At 73.6% G+C, this 15,819-nt stretch carries 12 protein-coding genes; 8 read left to right on the plus strand and 4 right to left on the minus strand.

Translation table 11 applies throughout. The features are described 5' to 3' along the window. Window positions 1–586, plus strand: a 586-nt coding sequence (locus tag UW392_RS22640; RefSeq protein WP_320776908.1) for a phosphotransferase, incomplete at its 5' end; no start/stop codon positions are given. Window positions 587–620: 34 nt separating this feature from the next. On the opposite strand, the gene treZ is transcribed toward UW392_RS22640, so the two are convergent. Beyond that, window positions 621–2,366: a malto-oligosyltrehalose trehalohydrolase gene (gene treZ / locus UW392_RS22645; protein WP_320776909.1), complete on the minus strand. Its 1,746-nt coding sequence runs from the start codon at window positions 2,364–2,366 to the stop codon at window positions 621–623. Between the two features lie 179 nt (window positions 2,367–2,545). Between treZ and UW392_RS22650 the strand changes: the two genes are divergently transcribed. After that, window positions 2,546–3,097 (plus strand): DUF1707 and FHA domain-containing protein, encoded by a 552-nt coding sequence (locus UW392_RS22650; RefSeq protein ID WP_320776910.1) that lies wholly within the window; start codon window positions 2,546–2,548, stop codon window positions 3,095–3,097. A 198-nt stretch (window positions 3,098–3,295) separates the two neighbouring features. Further along, complete coding sequence (locus UW392_RS22655) at window positions 3,296–4,621, plus strand: M14 family zinc carboxypeptidase (RefSeq protein ID WP_320776911.1); 1,326 nt, start codon at window positions 3,296–3,298, stop codon at window positions 4,619–4,621. A gap of 32 nt (window positions 4,622–4,653) precedes the next feature. Here the strand turns inward: UW392_RS22655 and treY are convergent, their stop codons facing one another. Then, window positions 4,654–7,050, minus strand: a complete 2,397-nt coding sequence (gene treY, locus UW392_RS22660; protein ID WP_320776912.1) for a malto-oligosyltrehalose synthase — start codon at window positions 7,048–7,050, stop codon at window positions 4,654–4,656. A 94-nt stretch (window positions 7,051–7,144) separates the two neighbouring features. After that, a complete protein-coding gene (gene glgX / locus UW392_RS22665) occupies window positions 7,145–9,262 on the minus strand; it encodes a glycogen debranching protein GlgX (protein ID WP_320776913.1) in 2,118 nt (705 codons plus the stop codon). A gap of 330 nt (window positions 9,263–9,592) precedes the next feature. Here glgX and UW392_RS22670 point away from each other — a divergent pair, with 330 nt between their 5' ends. Both UW392_RS22670 and UW392_RS22675 read left to right on the plus strand, forming a co-directional pair. Continuing rightward, window positions 9,593–10,840, plus strand: coding sequence for an SAV2148 family HEPN domain-containing protein (locus UW392_RS22670; protein WP_320776914.1), 1,248 nt, complete (start codon window positions 9,593–9,595; stop codon window positions 10,838–10,840). Between the two features lie 111 nt (window positions 10,841–10,951). Beyond that, complete coding sequence (locus UW392_RS22675; RefSeq protein ID WP_320776915.1) at window positions 10,952–11,674, plus strand: 3'-5' exonuclease; 723 nt, start codon at window positions 10,952–10,954, stop codon at window positions 11,672–11,674. A 22-nt stretch (window positions 11,675–11,696) separates the two neighbouring features. On the opposite strand, the gene UW392_RS22680 is transcribed toward UW392_RS22675, so the two are convergent. Beyond that, window positions 11,697–12,560, minus strand: a complete 864-nt coding sequence (locus UW392_RS22680; RefSeq protein WP_320776916.1) for an aminoglycoside phosphotransferase family protein — start codon at window positions 12,558–12,560, stop codon at window positions 11,697–11,699. Between the two features lie 206 nt (window positions 12,561–12,766). Here UW392_RS22680 and UW392_RS22685 point away from each other — a divergent pair, with 206 nt between their 5' ends. Genes UW392_RS22685 through UW392_RS22695 form a run of 3 tightly spaced genes read left to right on the plus strand, consistent with a single transcriptional unit; the run spans window position 12,767 to window position 15,791 of the window. Further along, window positions 12,767–13,684, plus strand: a complete 918-nt coding sequence (locus tag UW392_RS22685; RefSeq protein ID WP_320776917.1) for a sugar ABC transporter permease — start codon at window positions 12,767–12,769, stop codon at window positions 13,682–13,684. Beyond that, complete coding sequence (locus tag UW392_RS22690) at window positions 13,681–14,514, plus strand: carbohydrate ABC transporter permease (RefSeq protein WP_320776918.1); 834 nt, start codon at window positions 13,681–13,683, stop codon at window positions 14,512–14,514. Before UW392_RS22685 ends, UW392_RS22690 begins: the two co-directional genes overlap by 4 nt. After that, entirely contained in the window at window positions 14,514–15,791 is a 1,278-nt protein-coding gene (locus UW392_RS22695) for a sugar ABC transporter substrate-binding protein (RefSeq protein ID WP_320776919.1), read from the plus strand. Before UW392_RS22690 ends, UW392_RS22695 begins: the two co-directional genes overlap by 1 nt. The last annotated feature ends 28 nt before the right edge of the window (window positions 15,792–15,819 follow it).

Raw genomic sequence — 15,819 nt, forward strand, 5'->3', positions numbered from 1 at the left:
CGAGCGCGCCGCCGGGCGGCTGGCGGCGGCCGACGAGTTCGACGCCGGGCGGCTGGCCCAGCTGACCCCCGCGGCCACGGCGCAGCTCGCCGCCCAGACCGGCGCTCCCGTGCCGGTCCACCACCGGCTGACCGGCGACCACCTGGTCGTCGGCGCCGACGGACGGGTGCGCGGGGTGCTCGGCTGGACGGACGTGGTCCTCGGCGACCCCGCCGAGGACATCGCGTCCCTCGCGCTCGCCGTGGGCTCCCCGGCCGCGGTCCGCGCCGCCACACTGGCCGGGTACGGCGCCCGCCCCTGTCTGCGCGGCCTGTGGCTGGCCCGCTGCGACGGCCTCCTCGCCGCGGCCGGGGCCCTCGCGGGCGGCGCCCCCGAGCCCCCGCAGCCCCTCACGGACCGCCTGCACCGGGCCTGGGAGCCGATCATGCTGGAACGCGTGACGGAACTGCGCGACGAGAACGCCGGCCCGGACCCCTCCGGGCCGCCGGACGTCTCCGGGCTGCCGGACGCCTCCGGGCTGCCGGACGCCTCCGGGCCGGCGGATGGCTCCGGGGCCGCGGACGCCTCCGGGCCGGCGACCTACTGACCGTGGTCTCTCGGGTCTTCCCGGCCCGCCCTCGTCACTCCTGCAACAACACCACCGCCGTCTCCCCCGGCACCCTCAGTACCCCGTCGTCGCCCGGGGCCTCCACCGGGGTCCACGCCGCGAGGACGCGGGCGGGGCGGGTGCCCAGGGGGATCGCCGCCTCGCGCGGGGCGAGGTTGACCGCGACCCGGATGTCCCCGCGCCGGAAGGCGAGCCAGCGGGCCTCCGCGTCGAAGGCCACCTTCGTGCCGGTGAGGGCGGGGTCCGTGAGGTCCGGCCGTTCGTGGCGCAGGGCGATGAGCCGCCGGTACCAGTCGAGCACGCGCGCGTGGGGCTCGCGTTCCGGCTCGGACCAGTCGAGGCAGGAGCGGTCCCGGGTCGCCGGGTCCTGCGGGTCGGGCACGTCCTCCTCCTTCCAGCCGTGCGCCGCGAACTCCCGCCGCCGGCCCCGCCGTACCGCCTCCGCTAGGTCGGGGTCGGTGTGGTCGGTGAAGTACTGCCAGGGCGTGCCCGCCGCCCACTCCTCGCCCATGAACAGCATCGGCGTGAACGGCGACGTCAGCGTCAGCGCTGCCGCGCAGGCCAGCAGCCCGGGGGAGAGCACGGCGGCGAGGCGGTCGCCCTGCGCGCGGTTGCCGACCTGGTCGTGGGTCTGGCTGTAGGCGAGCAGCCGGTGCGCGGCGACCCGGGACCGGTCAAGGCGCCGCCCGTGGCGCCGCCCCCGGAAACTGGAGTACGTGCCGTCGTGGAAATAGCCGCCGGTGAGCGTCTTGGCGATCGCGGCGAGCGGCTCACGGGCGAAGTCGGCGTAGTAGCCCTGCGACTCCCCGGTCAGCGCCGTGTGCAGGGCGTGGTGGAAGTCGTCGTTCCACTGGGCGTGCACCCCGAGGCCGTGCTCCGCGCGGGGCGCGATGATCCGCGGGTCGTTGAGGTCGGTCTCGGCGATCAGGAACAGCGGACGGCCCGTCTCCTCGGCGAGGGCGTCCACAGCGGTGGACAGCTCCTCCAGGAAGTGGCACGCGCGCGTGTCGACCAGCGCGTGTACCGCGTCCAGCCGCAGCCCGTCGAGCCGGTAGTCCCGCAGCCACGCCAGCGCGCTCTGCGTCAGATAGTCCCGCACCTCGTCCGAGCCCGGCGCGTCCAGGTTCACGGCGCTGCCCCACGGTGTGTGGTGGGTGTCCGTGAAGTACGGGCCGAAGACGGGCAGGTAGTTGCCGGAGGGGCCGAGGTGGTTGTGGACCACGTCGAGGACGACGCCCAGGCCCAGCTCGTGAGCCCGGTCGACGAACCGTTTCAGCCCCTCGGGGCCGCCGTACGGCTCGTGCACCGCCCACAGCGACACCCCGTCGTACCCCCAGCCGCGCCGCCCCGGGAACGGGCACAGCGGCATCAACTCCACGTGCGTGACGCCGAGTCGGACCAGGTGGTCAAGGCGGTCCGCGGCGGCGTCGAACGTACCCTCGGGCGTGTACGTGCCGACGTGCAGCTCGTACAGCACCGCACCGGTCAGCGGCCGGCCGGCCCAGGCGGACCGCCACGCGTACCGCTCGTGCTCGACGACCGCGCTCAGCCCGTCCGGGCCGTCCGGCTGGCGCCGCGAGCGCGGATCGGGGAGCACGGGACCGTCGTCCAGCGCGAAGCCGTACCGTGATCCGTCCCGTGCCTCCGTCTCGCCCCGCCACCACCCCTCGCGCTCCGGGTCGCGCTCCAGCACGCGCGCGCCCCCGTCGCACTGGAGCCTCACACGGTCGGCCTCAGGTGCCCACACCTCGAACTGCACGGACGGTTCCCCTTCGTCTGCTCACAGTGACGTAGCCCGTCCATGGTCCAGCAAACCCGGCCGCCGCGCCGTCGAACCGGCCCTTCCGGGCGGATGTCGTACAGATGTCGCCCCGCGCGTGTGAGCGGTGCCCCACCCGTTTCTGGACACCCCGCGCGCGCTGACCGACAATCAGCTGTGTGACATCGTCCTTCGAGTTCCCCACGTATTCCGCGCGGTTGTCCGACGCGGAGCGCGACGAGGCGCTGCGGGTGCTCCGGGACGGGGTCGCCATGGGGCGGCTGTCGCACGACACGTTCGTCCACCGGATGGAGCTGGCGCTCACCGCGCGGCGCTCCGACGAGCTGGCCGTCCTCACCGCCGACCTGCCCACCGAGGGCAAGGTGGCCCGCGCGCTGTTCGGCACGGTCGAGGCGGTGTCCGGGTTCACCGTACGGCTGCGCAGGGCCTGGCGGGCCGAGCGGCTGCCCAAGCTGTTGCTGCCCCACCCCGGCACCGGTCATCCGCTGACCATCGGCCGCGACCCGGCCTGCGGCCTGCGCCTGAACCACGAGACGGTCTCCCGGGTGCACGCCGAGCTGAGCCGCCAGGGCGGCATGTGGGTGCTGCGCGACCTCGGCTCCACCAACGGCACGACCGTGAACGGGCGGCGGGTGATCGGCGCGGCGGTCGTCCGCGAGGGCGACCAGATCGAGTTCGGACGGATGGCGTTCCTGCTCTCCACACCCTGATCCGGCCGTCCCCCGGGGCTGTGCCGCAGGTGGCGGCGGAAGGCCCCGAGCGGCTCGGCGGGCGCCTCACCACGCGGTGTTGACGGAACCTGCAACTCGTGACTGACTGTGCGTACGCCGGGCACGCCAGGTGATCCGTCGGCGCCGCATCGCATCGTGGAGGTGTGTGCCCTGCCACCCCTCCCGCGCTATCCGACCGTGGACGAGCTGGGCGCGTGGGCCGCCGCGCTGGCCGCCCGCCGTCCCGACGCGGCCCGGCTGCGCCGCGTCGGCACCTCCCGCGCGGGGGAACCGCTGTGGCTGCTGTCCGTCGGCCGCGGCAGCCGGCAGACCCTCGTCGTCGGCGGACCGCACGCCAACGAGCCCGTCGGCGGCGCCACCGTCCGGCGCCTGGCCGAGCGGCTCGTCGTCGACGCCCGGCTGACCGAGGGCGCCGACACCACGTGGAACCTGCTGCTCTGCCTCGATCCCGACGGCCTGCGCCAGAACGAGGGCTGGCTGACGGGCCCGTACACGCTCGACCGCTATGTACGGCGGTTCTACCGGCCCTCGTTCCTGGAGCAGCCCGAGTGGCTGCCGGACGGACCGGACAGCGTCGCGCTGCCCGAGACGCGCGCGCTGCTCGCCCTCCAGGACGAGCTGCGGCCGTTCCTCCAGTGCTCCCTGCACGGCGTCGACGTCGGCGGCGGCTTCGTCGAGCTGACCCACGAACTGCCCGGCCTCGCCCGCCGCCTGGCCCGCGCCTCGGTCCGCCTCGGCATACCCCGCGAACTGGGCTCCTACGACGCCCTGTACTGGCCGGGACTGGGCCCCGCCGTCTACCGGATCCCGCCGCCCCGCCGGGCCGGGCTCACCGCCGCGATCACCGAGGCGGCCGTCGACTCGACCTGGACGCACCCGCGCCGCCACGGCACCGTCACCGCCGTCGTCGAGGCGCCCATGTGGGCGGTGGACGCCGTCGCCGACGCCACGCCGCCCGCCGACCGCGACGGGGTGCTCAGCGCCGTCAGCGCCACCCTGCGCCACGACACCCGGCTGCTGCACCGGCTGCTCGCCCGGCTCCGGCCGAAGCTGCCCGACACCCCCGACACGGCCCGGCTGCTCGCGCCGGTCGACGACTACCTGCTGGTCTGCCCTCGGCTCGCCGACGCCTGGGACCCCGCGACCGACGACGGATCGGAGCGCGGGCTGCCGCCGCTGACCACCGCGCACCTCGTCGCCCTGCGCATCGCCGGCCGGCGGCTCGCCCTGCGCACGGCGGGGCTGCTGCACCAGGTGGTGACCGTCGCCGGGCACGACCCGGCCGACGTGCTGCCGGAGCTGGACCGGCTCCTCGACCGGTGGTGCGCCGAGTACCGCGACGGCTGTGCGGCCCGCTGGGTGCCGGTCGCGCGCCAGGCGGAGTTCCAGTCCCGTCTGATCCTCGCCGCGTTCGATCTGGCCGGGCGGCACGTGTCAGCGCCGTTCCGCACGGGGAAGCCGGGCCGCGGACCGGAGGCGACGGTCCCGGTCCACCGCGACTGACACCACGCCCGCCCCCCCGCACCCACCCCCGGTCAGCCGTTCGCCCCCGCCATCGCCCCCGTCTCCACCCGCTCCAGGAGCGCCACCGGCAGGCGCTCGAAAAGCTCCGCCACGCGCGCGTGGGACGTGAACTCGCGGCCCGCGGTCAGGACGTCCGCCCAGCGGCCCGGGGGCAGGGGGAGGACGGTGTCCCGCCAGCCGCCCGACCCCGCCAGGCGCAGGGACAGACGGGTCACCGCGGTGAGCGTCTCGCCGGAGCGTACGAAGGCCGCGCAGTGCTCGGCCGCCGGACCCTCGGCGGTCAGCGGCTCGTACGCCGCCGAGCCGCCGAACGCGCCGGGCCGCCGCACCCGCAGCGCCAGCGCCGCCCGGGTCACCGCCTCCTTCTCACCGGCCTTCTCACCGGGCGTGCCGCCGGCCGCCGCCGGGAAGCCGGCCGGACGGCGGTTGTCCGGGTCGACCAGCGCCCGGTACTCGCCCTCGGTGCCCTGGTAGAGGTCGGGCACGCCCGGCATGGTCAGGTGGACCAGGGCGGTGCCGAGGACGTTCGCCGCGATGTGCGGCTCCAGCGCCTCACGGAACGCGGCGATCCGCTCGCCGGGCACCCCGCAGGGCCCCGCCGCGACGAACCGGGCCACCGCCTCCTCGTACGGCGGCTCCTGCTCGGTCCAGCTGGTGTACATGCCGGCCTCGCGCACATGCTTCAGCAGCGCCTCCGCCACGCGCGCGCCGTCCGCGGGACCGAGCCCGAACACCGTCTGCCAGGCGGCCCACGCGAGCTGCCCGTCGGGGACCTGGTCCAGGCCCCGCGACGCCTCGGCGAGAACCTCCGCCCACCGCCCGGGGCACTGGGTCAGCACTGAGATCGCCGCCCGTACGTCGGCACTGCGCTTGGTGTCGTGGGTGGAGACCACCGTGCCGGTCAGCGGCCAGTCGCGCTGCACGCGCGCGCAGTACGCGTGGAACGCCCCCGGGGAGACCGCCGCACGCCCCGGGTCCCCGCCGACCTCCGTCGCAGACAGCAGCGGCACGTAACGGTAGAACGCCGTGTCCTCCACGGACTTGGCCCGCAGCGCCGACGCGGTCTGCGCGAACCGCGTCCACAGCTCGGTCCGCTCCGGCCCGCCGCCCGCCCGCCCGAGCAGCAGGTCCCGTACGACGCCGACCGCCCCGGCCTCCTCCGGCACCGCGAACGCCGCCCGCGCCTCGGCCGCCGCCTCCTCGGTGAGCACCGTCGCCGGATCCACCGACGTGTACGGCCGGTAGACCTCCATACGGACCAGCAGCTCCTGGAGGGCGAGCCGCAGCGCCCACGGCGCGCGGTCACGCAGCGCCGGGTCCGGCGACGCCTCGCACAGACGGTGCGCCACGCGCGTGAGGCGGTCCGTCTCGGCCGCCAGCTCGTGCGTGAGGACCTTGTACGCCGCCCGCCGCACGGTCGGCCCCCAGTCCCCGCCCCGGTCCGTCTGCGGGGCCGCGAACCGCCGGTACTCCCGCGTCAGTTCCGCGTGGCCCGCCGGGTCGGTGAACAGCCCGTCGATCTGCCGCAGGGCGTCGTAGCCGGTGGTGCCCGCGACCGGCCAGGCGTCCGGCAGAGCCTCCCCGTCGGCCAGGATCTTCTCCACGACCGTCCACCGGCCGCCGGTGGCCTCGTCGAGCCGCTCCAGGTAGGCGTCGGGGTCGGCCAGCCCGTCGGGATGGTCGACGCGCAGCCCGTCCAGCACGCCCCCGTGCAGCAGCCGCAGGATCGTGGCGTGGGTGGCCTCGAAGACCTCCGGGTCCTCCACGCGGACGCCGATCAGCTCGGAGATGCTGAAGAACCGCCGGTAGTTCAGCTCGGTGCGGGCCAGCCGCCACCACACCGGGCGGTACCACTGCGCGTCGAGGAGCTGCGGCAGCGGCAGCCGCGCGGTGCCCTCCCGCAGCGGGAAGACGTGATCGTGACAGCGCAGTACGTCGCCGTCGACGCGCAACTGGTCCAGGACCTCGCCGACCGGCGCGCCCAGCACCGGGACGAGCAGCTGCCCACCGCGCGCCTCCCAGTCGATGTCGAACCACCGCGCGTACGGCGACTTCGGCCCTTCCCGCAGCACCTCCCACAGGGCGTGGTTGTGCCGCGGCGACATCGCCATGTGGTTCGGCACGATGTCGGCCACGAGCCCGAGACCGTGCTCCCGCGCGGTGCGCGCCAGCGCCCGCAGCCCCTCCTCGCCGCCCAGCTCCTCGCGCACGCGCGCGTGGTCGACGACGTCATAGCCGTGGAGGGAGCCCGGGACGGCTTCGAGAACGGGGGAGAGGTGCAGGTGGGACACTCCGAGCGAGGCCAGGTACGGCACGGCCGCTGCGGCGGCCCCGAAGGGGAAGTCGGGCTGCAGCTGCAGCCGGTACGTGGCCGCGGGGGCCGCCGGGTCGGTGCGCTCAAGGGTCATGCAGAGCTGTGTACCCGCCCGGCCGCCCGTCCTGTCATCCCGCTCCTCCCTAAGAGTGGCGGCCCCGGCGGCGGGCGGCCCCGTGGCCGTGCCGTCAGACCGGCCGGCGCAGTACCGTCATGCTCCGGTCCACCAGGGTCAGCTGGTCCCCGGCCTGCACCTTCTGCCCGGTGTCGGTGGGGACGCCGTCCGGCAGGGCGGTGTCGACCACCACCTCCCACTGCCGGCCGTGATCCACCGGCACGACGAAGTCCAGCGGCACCGGGGAGGCGTTGAACATCAGCAGGAACGAGTCGTCGCCGATGCGCTCCCCGCGCGCCCCCGGCTCCGAGATCGCGTTGCCGTTGAGGAACACCGTCAGCGCCGACGCCGGCGCCGAGTCCCAGTCCCGCTGGGTCATCTCACCGCCCTGCGGTGTGAACCAGGCGATGTCCGACAGCTCGTCGTGGGTGCCCTCCACCGGCCGGCCGTGGAAGAAGCGCCGCCGCCGGAAGACCGGGTGGTCCTTGCGCAGCCACACCATCGCGCGCGTGAAGTCCCGCAGCTCCCGGCCGGGCGCCCCGTCCTCCGGCCAGCGCACCCAGGAGACCTCGTTGTCCTGGCAGTAGGCGTTGTTGTTGCCGCGCTGGGTGCGGGCGAACTCGTCGCCGTGGCTGATCATCGGCACGCCCTGGGAGAGCAGCAGGGTGGCGATGAAGTTGCGCATCTGCCGCTCGCGCAGCGCCAGGACGGCCGGGTCGTCGGTCTCGCCCTCCACACCGCAGTTCCAGGAGCGGTTGTGGCTCTCGCCGTCCCGGTTGTCCTCGCCGTTGGCGTCGTTGTGCTTGTCGTTGTAGGCCACCATGTCGTGCAGGGTGAAACCGTCGTGACAGGTCACGAAGTTGATCGAGGCGAGCGGGCGGCGGCCGTCGTCCTGGTAGAGGTCGGAGGAGCCGGTCAGCCGGGACGCGAACTCCGCGAGCGCGCGCGGCTCCCCGCGCCACAGGTCCCGTACGGTGTCGCGGTACTTACCGTTCCACTCGGTCCACAGCGGCGGGAAGTTGCCCACCTGGTAGCCGCCCTCGCCGACGTCCCACGGCTCGGCGATCAGCTTCACCTGGGAGACGACCGGGTCCTGCTGCACCAGGTCGAAGAAGGACGACAGCCGGTCCACCTCGTGGAACTGCCGGGCCAGGGTGGCCGCGAGGTCGAAGCGGAACCCGTCGACGTGCATCTCGGTCACCCAGTACCGCAGCGAGTCCATGATCATCTGGAGGACGTGCGGGGAGCGCATCAGCAGCGAGTTGCCGGTGCCGGTGGTGTCCATGTAGTAGCGGGGATCGTCCGTCAGCCGGTAGTAGGACGGGTTGTCGATGCCCTTGAAGGAGAGCGTCGGGCCCAGGTGGTTGCCCTCGGCGGTGTGGTTGTAGACGACGTCCAGGATCACCTCGATCCCGGCCTCGTGCAGCGCCTTGACCGCCGACTTGAACTCCAGCACCTGCTGGCCTCGGTCGCCCCAGGACGCGTACGCGTTGTGCGGGGCGAAGAAGCCGATGGTGTTGTAGCCCCAGTAGTTGTTCAGTCCCATGTCGACCAGACGGTGGTCGTTGACGAACTGGTGCACCGGCATCAGCTCAAGCGCCGTCACGCCCAGTTCGCTGAGATGGTCGAGCACCGCCGGGTGGGCCAGCGCCGCGTAGGTGCCGCGCAGCTCCTGCGGCAGCCCCGGGTGGCGCATCGTCAGGCCCTTCACATGAGCCTCGTAGATCACCGTGTGGTGGTACTCCGTCCGCGGCCGCCGGTCGTCGCCCCAGTCGAAGTACGGGTTGACCACGACCGACGTCATCGTGTGCGGCGCCGAGTCCAGGTCGTTGCGCCGGTCGCGGTCGTCGAAGTGGTAGCCGTACACCTCCTCGCCCCACTGGATCGAGCCGCTGATGGCACGCGCGTACGGATCGAGGAGCAGCTTCGCGGAGTTGCAGCGCAGCCCCTGTTCCGGTGCGTAGGGGCCGTGGACGCGGTAGCCGTACCGCTGCCCCGGCATCACACCCGGCAGGTACGCGTGCCGTACGAACGCGTCGCTCTCCCGCAGCTCGATCGCCGTCTCCGAACCGTCGTCGTGCAGCAGACACAGCTCTACTCGGTCGGCGGCCTCCGAGAAGACCGCGAAGTTGGTGCCCGCACCGTCGTACGTGGCACCGAGTGGATATGCCTCTCCAGGCCAGACCTGCATGGATACGACTCTTTCAGGTGTACGGCGCCGATGGGGGCGCCTTGGGCCCCGAGTCTCCCCGAAAGTGAAGGAAGCACCTAGGACTCGCGGTGGACTTGCGGTCTACTTTTCCCCCGACCACAGGGGTGCCCTGGTTGTGCCGCTCGTCACCGCTATGAATCCGCTCACTCCCGCACCGCTCCGCGCGCGGAACGGAAGGGAACGGACGCGCAGTTGGCGAACGAGCCTGTGCATCAGGCTGCACCGCGCACCGCTACCGGAGTACCCTTCCTTGATCGTTGGGACGGGGAGCCGCAGGCGGGCTTCGGGGGAGCGGAAGGCGGTGCGCGGGTGGGCTCGGGAGGGCTGGAGCTGCCCCCTGGTGACGAGGGTCACGAGGGGGGCTCCACGGACGTCCCGCCCGGTGCGGTGTCCCTGGCACGGCCGATGGACGCGGGCGCGATCGGTCCGGAACTCGCCTGGGACGCCGGCGCGTGGCACGAGGTGCGCACGCGCGCGCAGCGGGCCGGGCGCGCCTACATCTGGCTGAACCTCGTCGAACAGCGGCTGCGCTCCGTCGTGGCCGCCGTACTGCGCCCGGTCTACGAACCGGTGCACGGCGACGAGTGGGTGGTCGCCGCGGCCGGACCCGCCGGCCAGGAGTGGGTGCAGCGCGCGGTGGCCGTCCGCGAGGTCAGCCGCCGCAAGGGCTATCTGCTCGACCCGGCCGACGACAACGTGCTCAGCTTCCTCACCCTGCCGCAGCTGCGCGAGCTGATGGTGCAGCACTGGCCCTGCTTCGAGCCGTACATGGACGAACGCCGCGACATCGAGCTGGCCCTGGACGAACTGGAGGTCACCCGCAACGTCGTCTCGCGCAACCGGGCGCTCTCCGAGGCCGTCCTCGCCCAGGCCGAACGGGCCTCCGCGCGGCTCCTGGAGATCCTCGGCGCGGGCGGCGAGGTGCCCTCCGCGCGGCGGCTGCCCGTCGACGCCGTGGAGGACCTCGTCGGCGACCGGTACGCCGACGTGGTCGCCGTCCACTCCGACCGGGTACGGCTGCTGCGCCAGTTCCCGGCGGAGGACCTCTTCGGCGGGGCCCGCCGCCTGGACGCCATCGGCATCGGCCTCAACCTCCTCGTGCAGAACTTCTCGGGCCGCCGGCTGGTCCGCCTCGCCGAGGCCGGCGGCCGGGTGCGGCTGCTGTTCCTCAACCCGGCCTCCAGCGCGGTCAAGCGCCGCGAGCGCGAACTCGGCATCAAACGCGGTGAGCTGGGCCGGGCCGTGGAGACCAACATCCTGCTCATGCGCCGGGTCCGCGCCCGGCTCCGCGACCCCGGGGCCTTCGAGATCCAGGTCTTCGACGAGACGCCCCGGTTCACCGCCTACCTCGTCGACGGCGACGGGGCCGACGGCGTCGCCGTCGTCCAGTCCTACCTGCGCCGCACCCGCGGGATGGAGGCGCCCGTACTGGTCCTGCGGAACGGACGTAACGGCGGAAAGATCGTGAAGTCGGGCGAAGCGGAAGAGGGGGGACTTTTCCCCACCTATCGCGAGGAGTTCGAGCTGATGTGGGCGGATTCGCGCCCCGTCTCCTGAGGGCGGGGCGGCCCTCGACGGCCCCTGGTCCGTACGGTGGTCACCGCATTGTCAGTGGTGCGTGCGAAGGTGGAGACCACTGGGGGAACGCACCGAGAAGGGGGGCCACCCATGGGCTGGCACCGGGAGTTGCTGGTCGGCTTCGACCTGGAGACGACGGGCACCGATCCGTACGAGGCGCGCATCGTCACGGGCGCCGTGATCGAGGTCAGAGCCGGAGAGCGGCTCGGCCACCGGGAGTGGCTGGCCGACCCCGGCGTGGAGATCCCGGCGGGCGCGGTCGCCGTCCACGGCATCAGCACCGAGCGCGCGGTCGCCGAGGGGCGGCCCGCCGACCGGGTCGCGGACGCCATCGCCGGCGTCCTCGTCTCCTACTGGAGCGCGGGCGTCCCGGTCGTCGCCTACAACGCCGCGTTCGACCTGACCCTGCTCTCCGCCGAGCTGCGCCGGCACGGGCTGCCGTCGCTGCGCGACCGCCTCGGCGGCCTCGACCCCGCTCCCGTCATCGACCCCTACACCATCGACCGGTCCGTCGACCGCTACCGCCGCGGCAAGCGCAACCTGGAGGCGGTCTGCCGGGAGTACGGCGTCCCGCTCGACGCCGCCCACGACGCCTCCGCCGACGCCCTCGCGGCGGCCCGGCTGGCCTGCGCGATAGCCGGCCGCCACCCCAAGGTCGCGACCCTCGGCCCGGCGGAGCTGCACCGCCGCCAGATCGAGTGGTACGCCGAGTGGGCGGCGGACTTCCAGGCGTTCCTGCGCCGCAAGGGCGACGCGACAGCCGTGGTGGACGGGGTGTGGCCGCTGCGGCAACCGGCGGACGAACGAGTCTGACCGGACGCCCGGCCCGGCCCGTTCAGAACGGGTACCACCGGACCGTCGTGTCGCCGTCCCGTAGTGACGCCACCCTGCGTTCGAACTCGGTCAGTGCCTTGGGGTTGCCCGGCGCGTGCTGGGCCACCCAGGCGCAGCTCGCCGTCTCGCGGGCGCCGCGCAGCACCGCGCAGCCGTCCCACTCGCGCACGTCCCAGCCGTAGGCGGCGGTGAACGCGTCGTACGCCTCGGCGGGCAGCCCGTAGCGGTCGCGGCTGAGGGCGAGGACGACCAGGTCGTGCTCGCGCAGGTCGCCGGAGAAGGTCTCCAGGTCCACCAGGACGGGACCGTCCGGACCGACGTGCACGTTGCGCGGCAGCGCGTCACCGTGGATCGGACCCGGCGGCAGGGCCGGGACGAGCGCGGCGGCCGCCTCGGCGAACCCGTCGCGGCGCGCCCGCAGGAACTCCGCGTCGGCCGGGTCGATCGTGTCGCCCGCCAGGCGCAGCCAGCGCTCCACACCGCCCAGCAGTTCGCGGGGCGGCAGCTCGAAGGAGGGAGAGGGCAGTGCGTGGACGACCCGCAGCAGCGGGGCCAGATCGCGGGGTTCGGCCGGCCGCACCGGATCGGGCAGCCGGTGCCACACGCTCACCGGATGGCCCTCGACGGACAGCGCCTCGGGCGCGGCCGCCCGGACCGCCGGGACACCGGCCTCCGCCAGCCAGCGCGCGACGGTCAGCTCCCGGCGGGCCCGGCCGAGCAGCTCCGCGTCGCGGCCCACCTTCACCACCAGGCCGTCGGCTGCGAACACGGCGTTCTCGCCCAGCGACAGCAGCCGCGCGTCCGCCGCCGGACCGGGCAGCACCCCCGCCGCGTCCAGTACCTCCCGCGCCCGTGCCTCGTCCATCGTCCGCCTCCGTGATCCGTCCTCGCCGGGCGCCGTCGGTCCGCCGTCCGTCGGCCAGTGTCCCATTCGCACAGGTCGGGGCGGTGCGTGAGGTCCCTCGGCCGGGCGCGGGAACCCCTTGACGGGGCGGGTCGCCTGACACGACCATGACCAGGCTCGACCGAGCCGCGCAAACCGGTGGATCAGTGTTGATCGGGGTTGATTCCGTGACGAAGACGTCCGTAGCGGCCGGACGGGCCGGACCGGCGCGCCGCGTGTCCGGCCACGGCGCCTGGTTCCTGGTGCTGCCCGCCCTCGTCCCGATCCTGGTGCTCAGCGTCGGCCCGCTGCTCTACGGAGTGCTGCTGGCCTTCACCGACGCCCAGTCCGGCCGTACCGACCCCACTCGCTGGATCGGCGCCCTCAACTTCCGGGACCTGCTCCACGACACGCTCTTCTGGGACTCGTTCCGCATCGGCCTGGTGTGGGCGGTCGGCGTGACCGTCCCCCAGTTCCTGCTCGCCCTCGGCCTCGCGCTCCTGCTCGCCCAGGAGCTGCGGCTGCGCTGGCTGGCCCGCGCCCTGGCGATCATCCCCTGGGCCATGCCCGAGGTCGTCGTCGGCATCATGTGGCGGCTCGTCTACAACACGGACGCCGGCATCCTCAACGAGACCCTGCGCGACCTCGGCCTCGGCGACGGCCGGGACTGGCTCAGCGGCCTGGCCAGCGCCCTGCCCGCCGTCATCGTCGTCGGCGTCTGGGCGGGCATGCCGCAGACCACCGTCACGCTGCTCGCCGGATTGCAGAACACCCCGCGCGAACTGCACGAGGCCGCCGCGGTCGACGGCGCCGGCGCCTGGCGCCGGTTCCGCACGGTGACCTGGCCGGCCCTCAGACCCGTCGCCCTCGCCGTCACCGCGCTCAACCTCATCTGGAACTTCAACTCCTTCGCCCTGGTCTACGTGCTGACCGGCGGCGGCCCCGGCGGCCGCACCCGGCTGCCGATGCTCTTCGCCTACGAGGAGGCGTTCCGCTACGGGCAGTTCGGCTACGCGGCGGCGATGGGCTGCGTGATGGTCGCCGTGATCTCGGTCCTGCTGGCCGTCTTCCTCGTCGGCCGGCTGAAAGGAGGCAAGGACGCATGAGGACCTCACCCCGGGCCCGCGCCGGCCAGTACCTCGCGCTCCTCGCCTATCTGGTCTTCCTGGCCTTCCCGTTCCTGTGGCTGCTCTCCACCGCCTTCAAACCGCCGCGCGAGCTGGCCACCCTCCACCCCACCTGGATCCCGCACGATCCCACCCTCGGCAACTTCCGCCAGGCCTTCGACGAGCAGCCGCTGCTGCGCGCCGCGCTCAACTCCCTGGTGGCCGCGTCCGGCGCGGCGGTCATCGCCGTCGTGATCGCGACACCGATGGCGTACGTCATGGCACGGCACCGCTCGCTGCTCGGCCGGGCGGCGACGGGCTGGGTGGTGGTGAGCCAGGCGTTCCCGTTCGTGCTGCTGATCATCCCGCTGTTCCTGGTGCTGAAGAACCTCCGGCTGATCGACTCGGTGGCGGGGCTGGTGCTGGTGTACGTGGTGTGGGCGCTGCCGTTCGCGCTGTGGATGCTCACCGGGTACGTGCGCGCCGTCCCGGCCGAGCTGGAGGAGGCGGCGGCCGTCGACGGGGCCGGACGGCTGCGGACACTGGTGTCGGTGACGGCGCCGCTGCTGGCGCCGGGCATCGTGGCGACGGCGCTGTTCGCGTTCATCACCGCGTGGAACGAGTTCTTCTTCGCGCTGGTGCTGCTGAAGACACCGGAGAAACAGACCCTACCGGTCGTCCTCACCCACTTCCTGGGCGCGGAGGGCGTCGCCGACCTCGGCCCCCTCGCGGCGGCGGCGTTCCTCGCGACCCTGCCGTCGCTGGTGGTGTTCGCCGTCGTCCAGCGGCGGATCACGGGCGGCGTGCTCGCCGGGGCGGTGAAGAGCTGATGCGGACCAGGACCACCCTGTTGCTCGCCCTCGTCCTGCTCCTCGCGGGCTGCACCGGCGGCGGCACCGCGGACGACGGGCGGATCACCCTGCGCTTCCAGTCCCTGGCCTGGCAGCAGGAGTCGGTGGCGGCCAACAAGGAGCTGGTCGCGGAGTGGAACGCCGCCCATCCGGACGTCCGAGTCGAGTACGTCCAGGGCAGCTGGGACAGCGTCCACGACCAGCTGCTCACCTCGTTCGAGGGCGGTGAGGCGCCGGACATCATCCACGACGCCTCCGACGACCTCGCGGACTTCGCCTACGGCGGGTACCTCGCCGACCTGAGCGACCTGCTGCCGCGGCGGCTGCGGTCGGACATCGCGCCCGGCACCTGGCGGACGGCCACGTTCGGCGACGGGATCTACGGCGTGCCGTTCCTCCAGGAGCCCCGGGTGCTGATCGCCGACGCGAGGCGGCTGCGGGAGGCGGACGTACGGATACCGACGGTCGAACGGCCGTGGAGCTGGGCGGAGTTCCGGGACGTGACCGAGCGGCTGAGCGGGCCGGGGAGGTACGGGGTGGCCTGGCCGCTCAAGGAGCCCGTGTCGGCCACGCTCAACCTGTCGCTCTCGGCGGGCGGTCGGCTCTTCCACCGGGACACGGACGGCAAGGTGACGGTCCGCGTGGAGGACGGCGACGAGGTCGTGCCGCGCACCGTCCACGACCAGGTCAACACCGACCACAGCGCATCGCCGACCACGCTGGGCAGCGGCGGCTCCGACACGCTGCCCGGGTTCTTCGGCGGCAAGTACGCGATGGTGCCGCTCGGGTTCTCCTACCGCCAGCAGATCCGGCAGCAGGCGCCGAAGGGGTTCGAGTGGCAGGTGCTGCCCGCGCCGGCCGGGGCGGACGGGCTGACCCAGGGCGTCAGTCCGCAGACGCTGTCCGTCGCCGAGGACAGCCCGCACAAGGAGGAGGCCGTCGCCTTCCTGGACTTCATGCTCCGGCCGGAGAACATGGTGCGGCTCGCGCTCGGCGACTGGATGCTGCCGACCGGGAGCGCGGCGTTGCGGGACGACGCGCTGCGTACGGAGAAGGACGGCTGGGACGTCGGCACGGCGCTCGCCCCGTACCTGCGGTCGGCACCGGCGCAGGCGGTGCGGGGGTATCCCGAGTGGAAGGACAAGGTGGCCACACCGGCGTTGCAGGAGTACTACAGCGGGGCCATCGGGATGGGGGAGCTGCGGGAGCGGTTGGAGGAGGACGGGAATCTGGTGCTCGCGCGGTATCAGCGGTAGCGGGCCGGATGGCCGGATGGCCAGATGG

The sequence above is a fragment of the Streptomyces sp. CRN 30 genome, assembly GCF_034105845.1.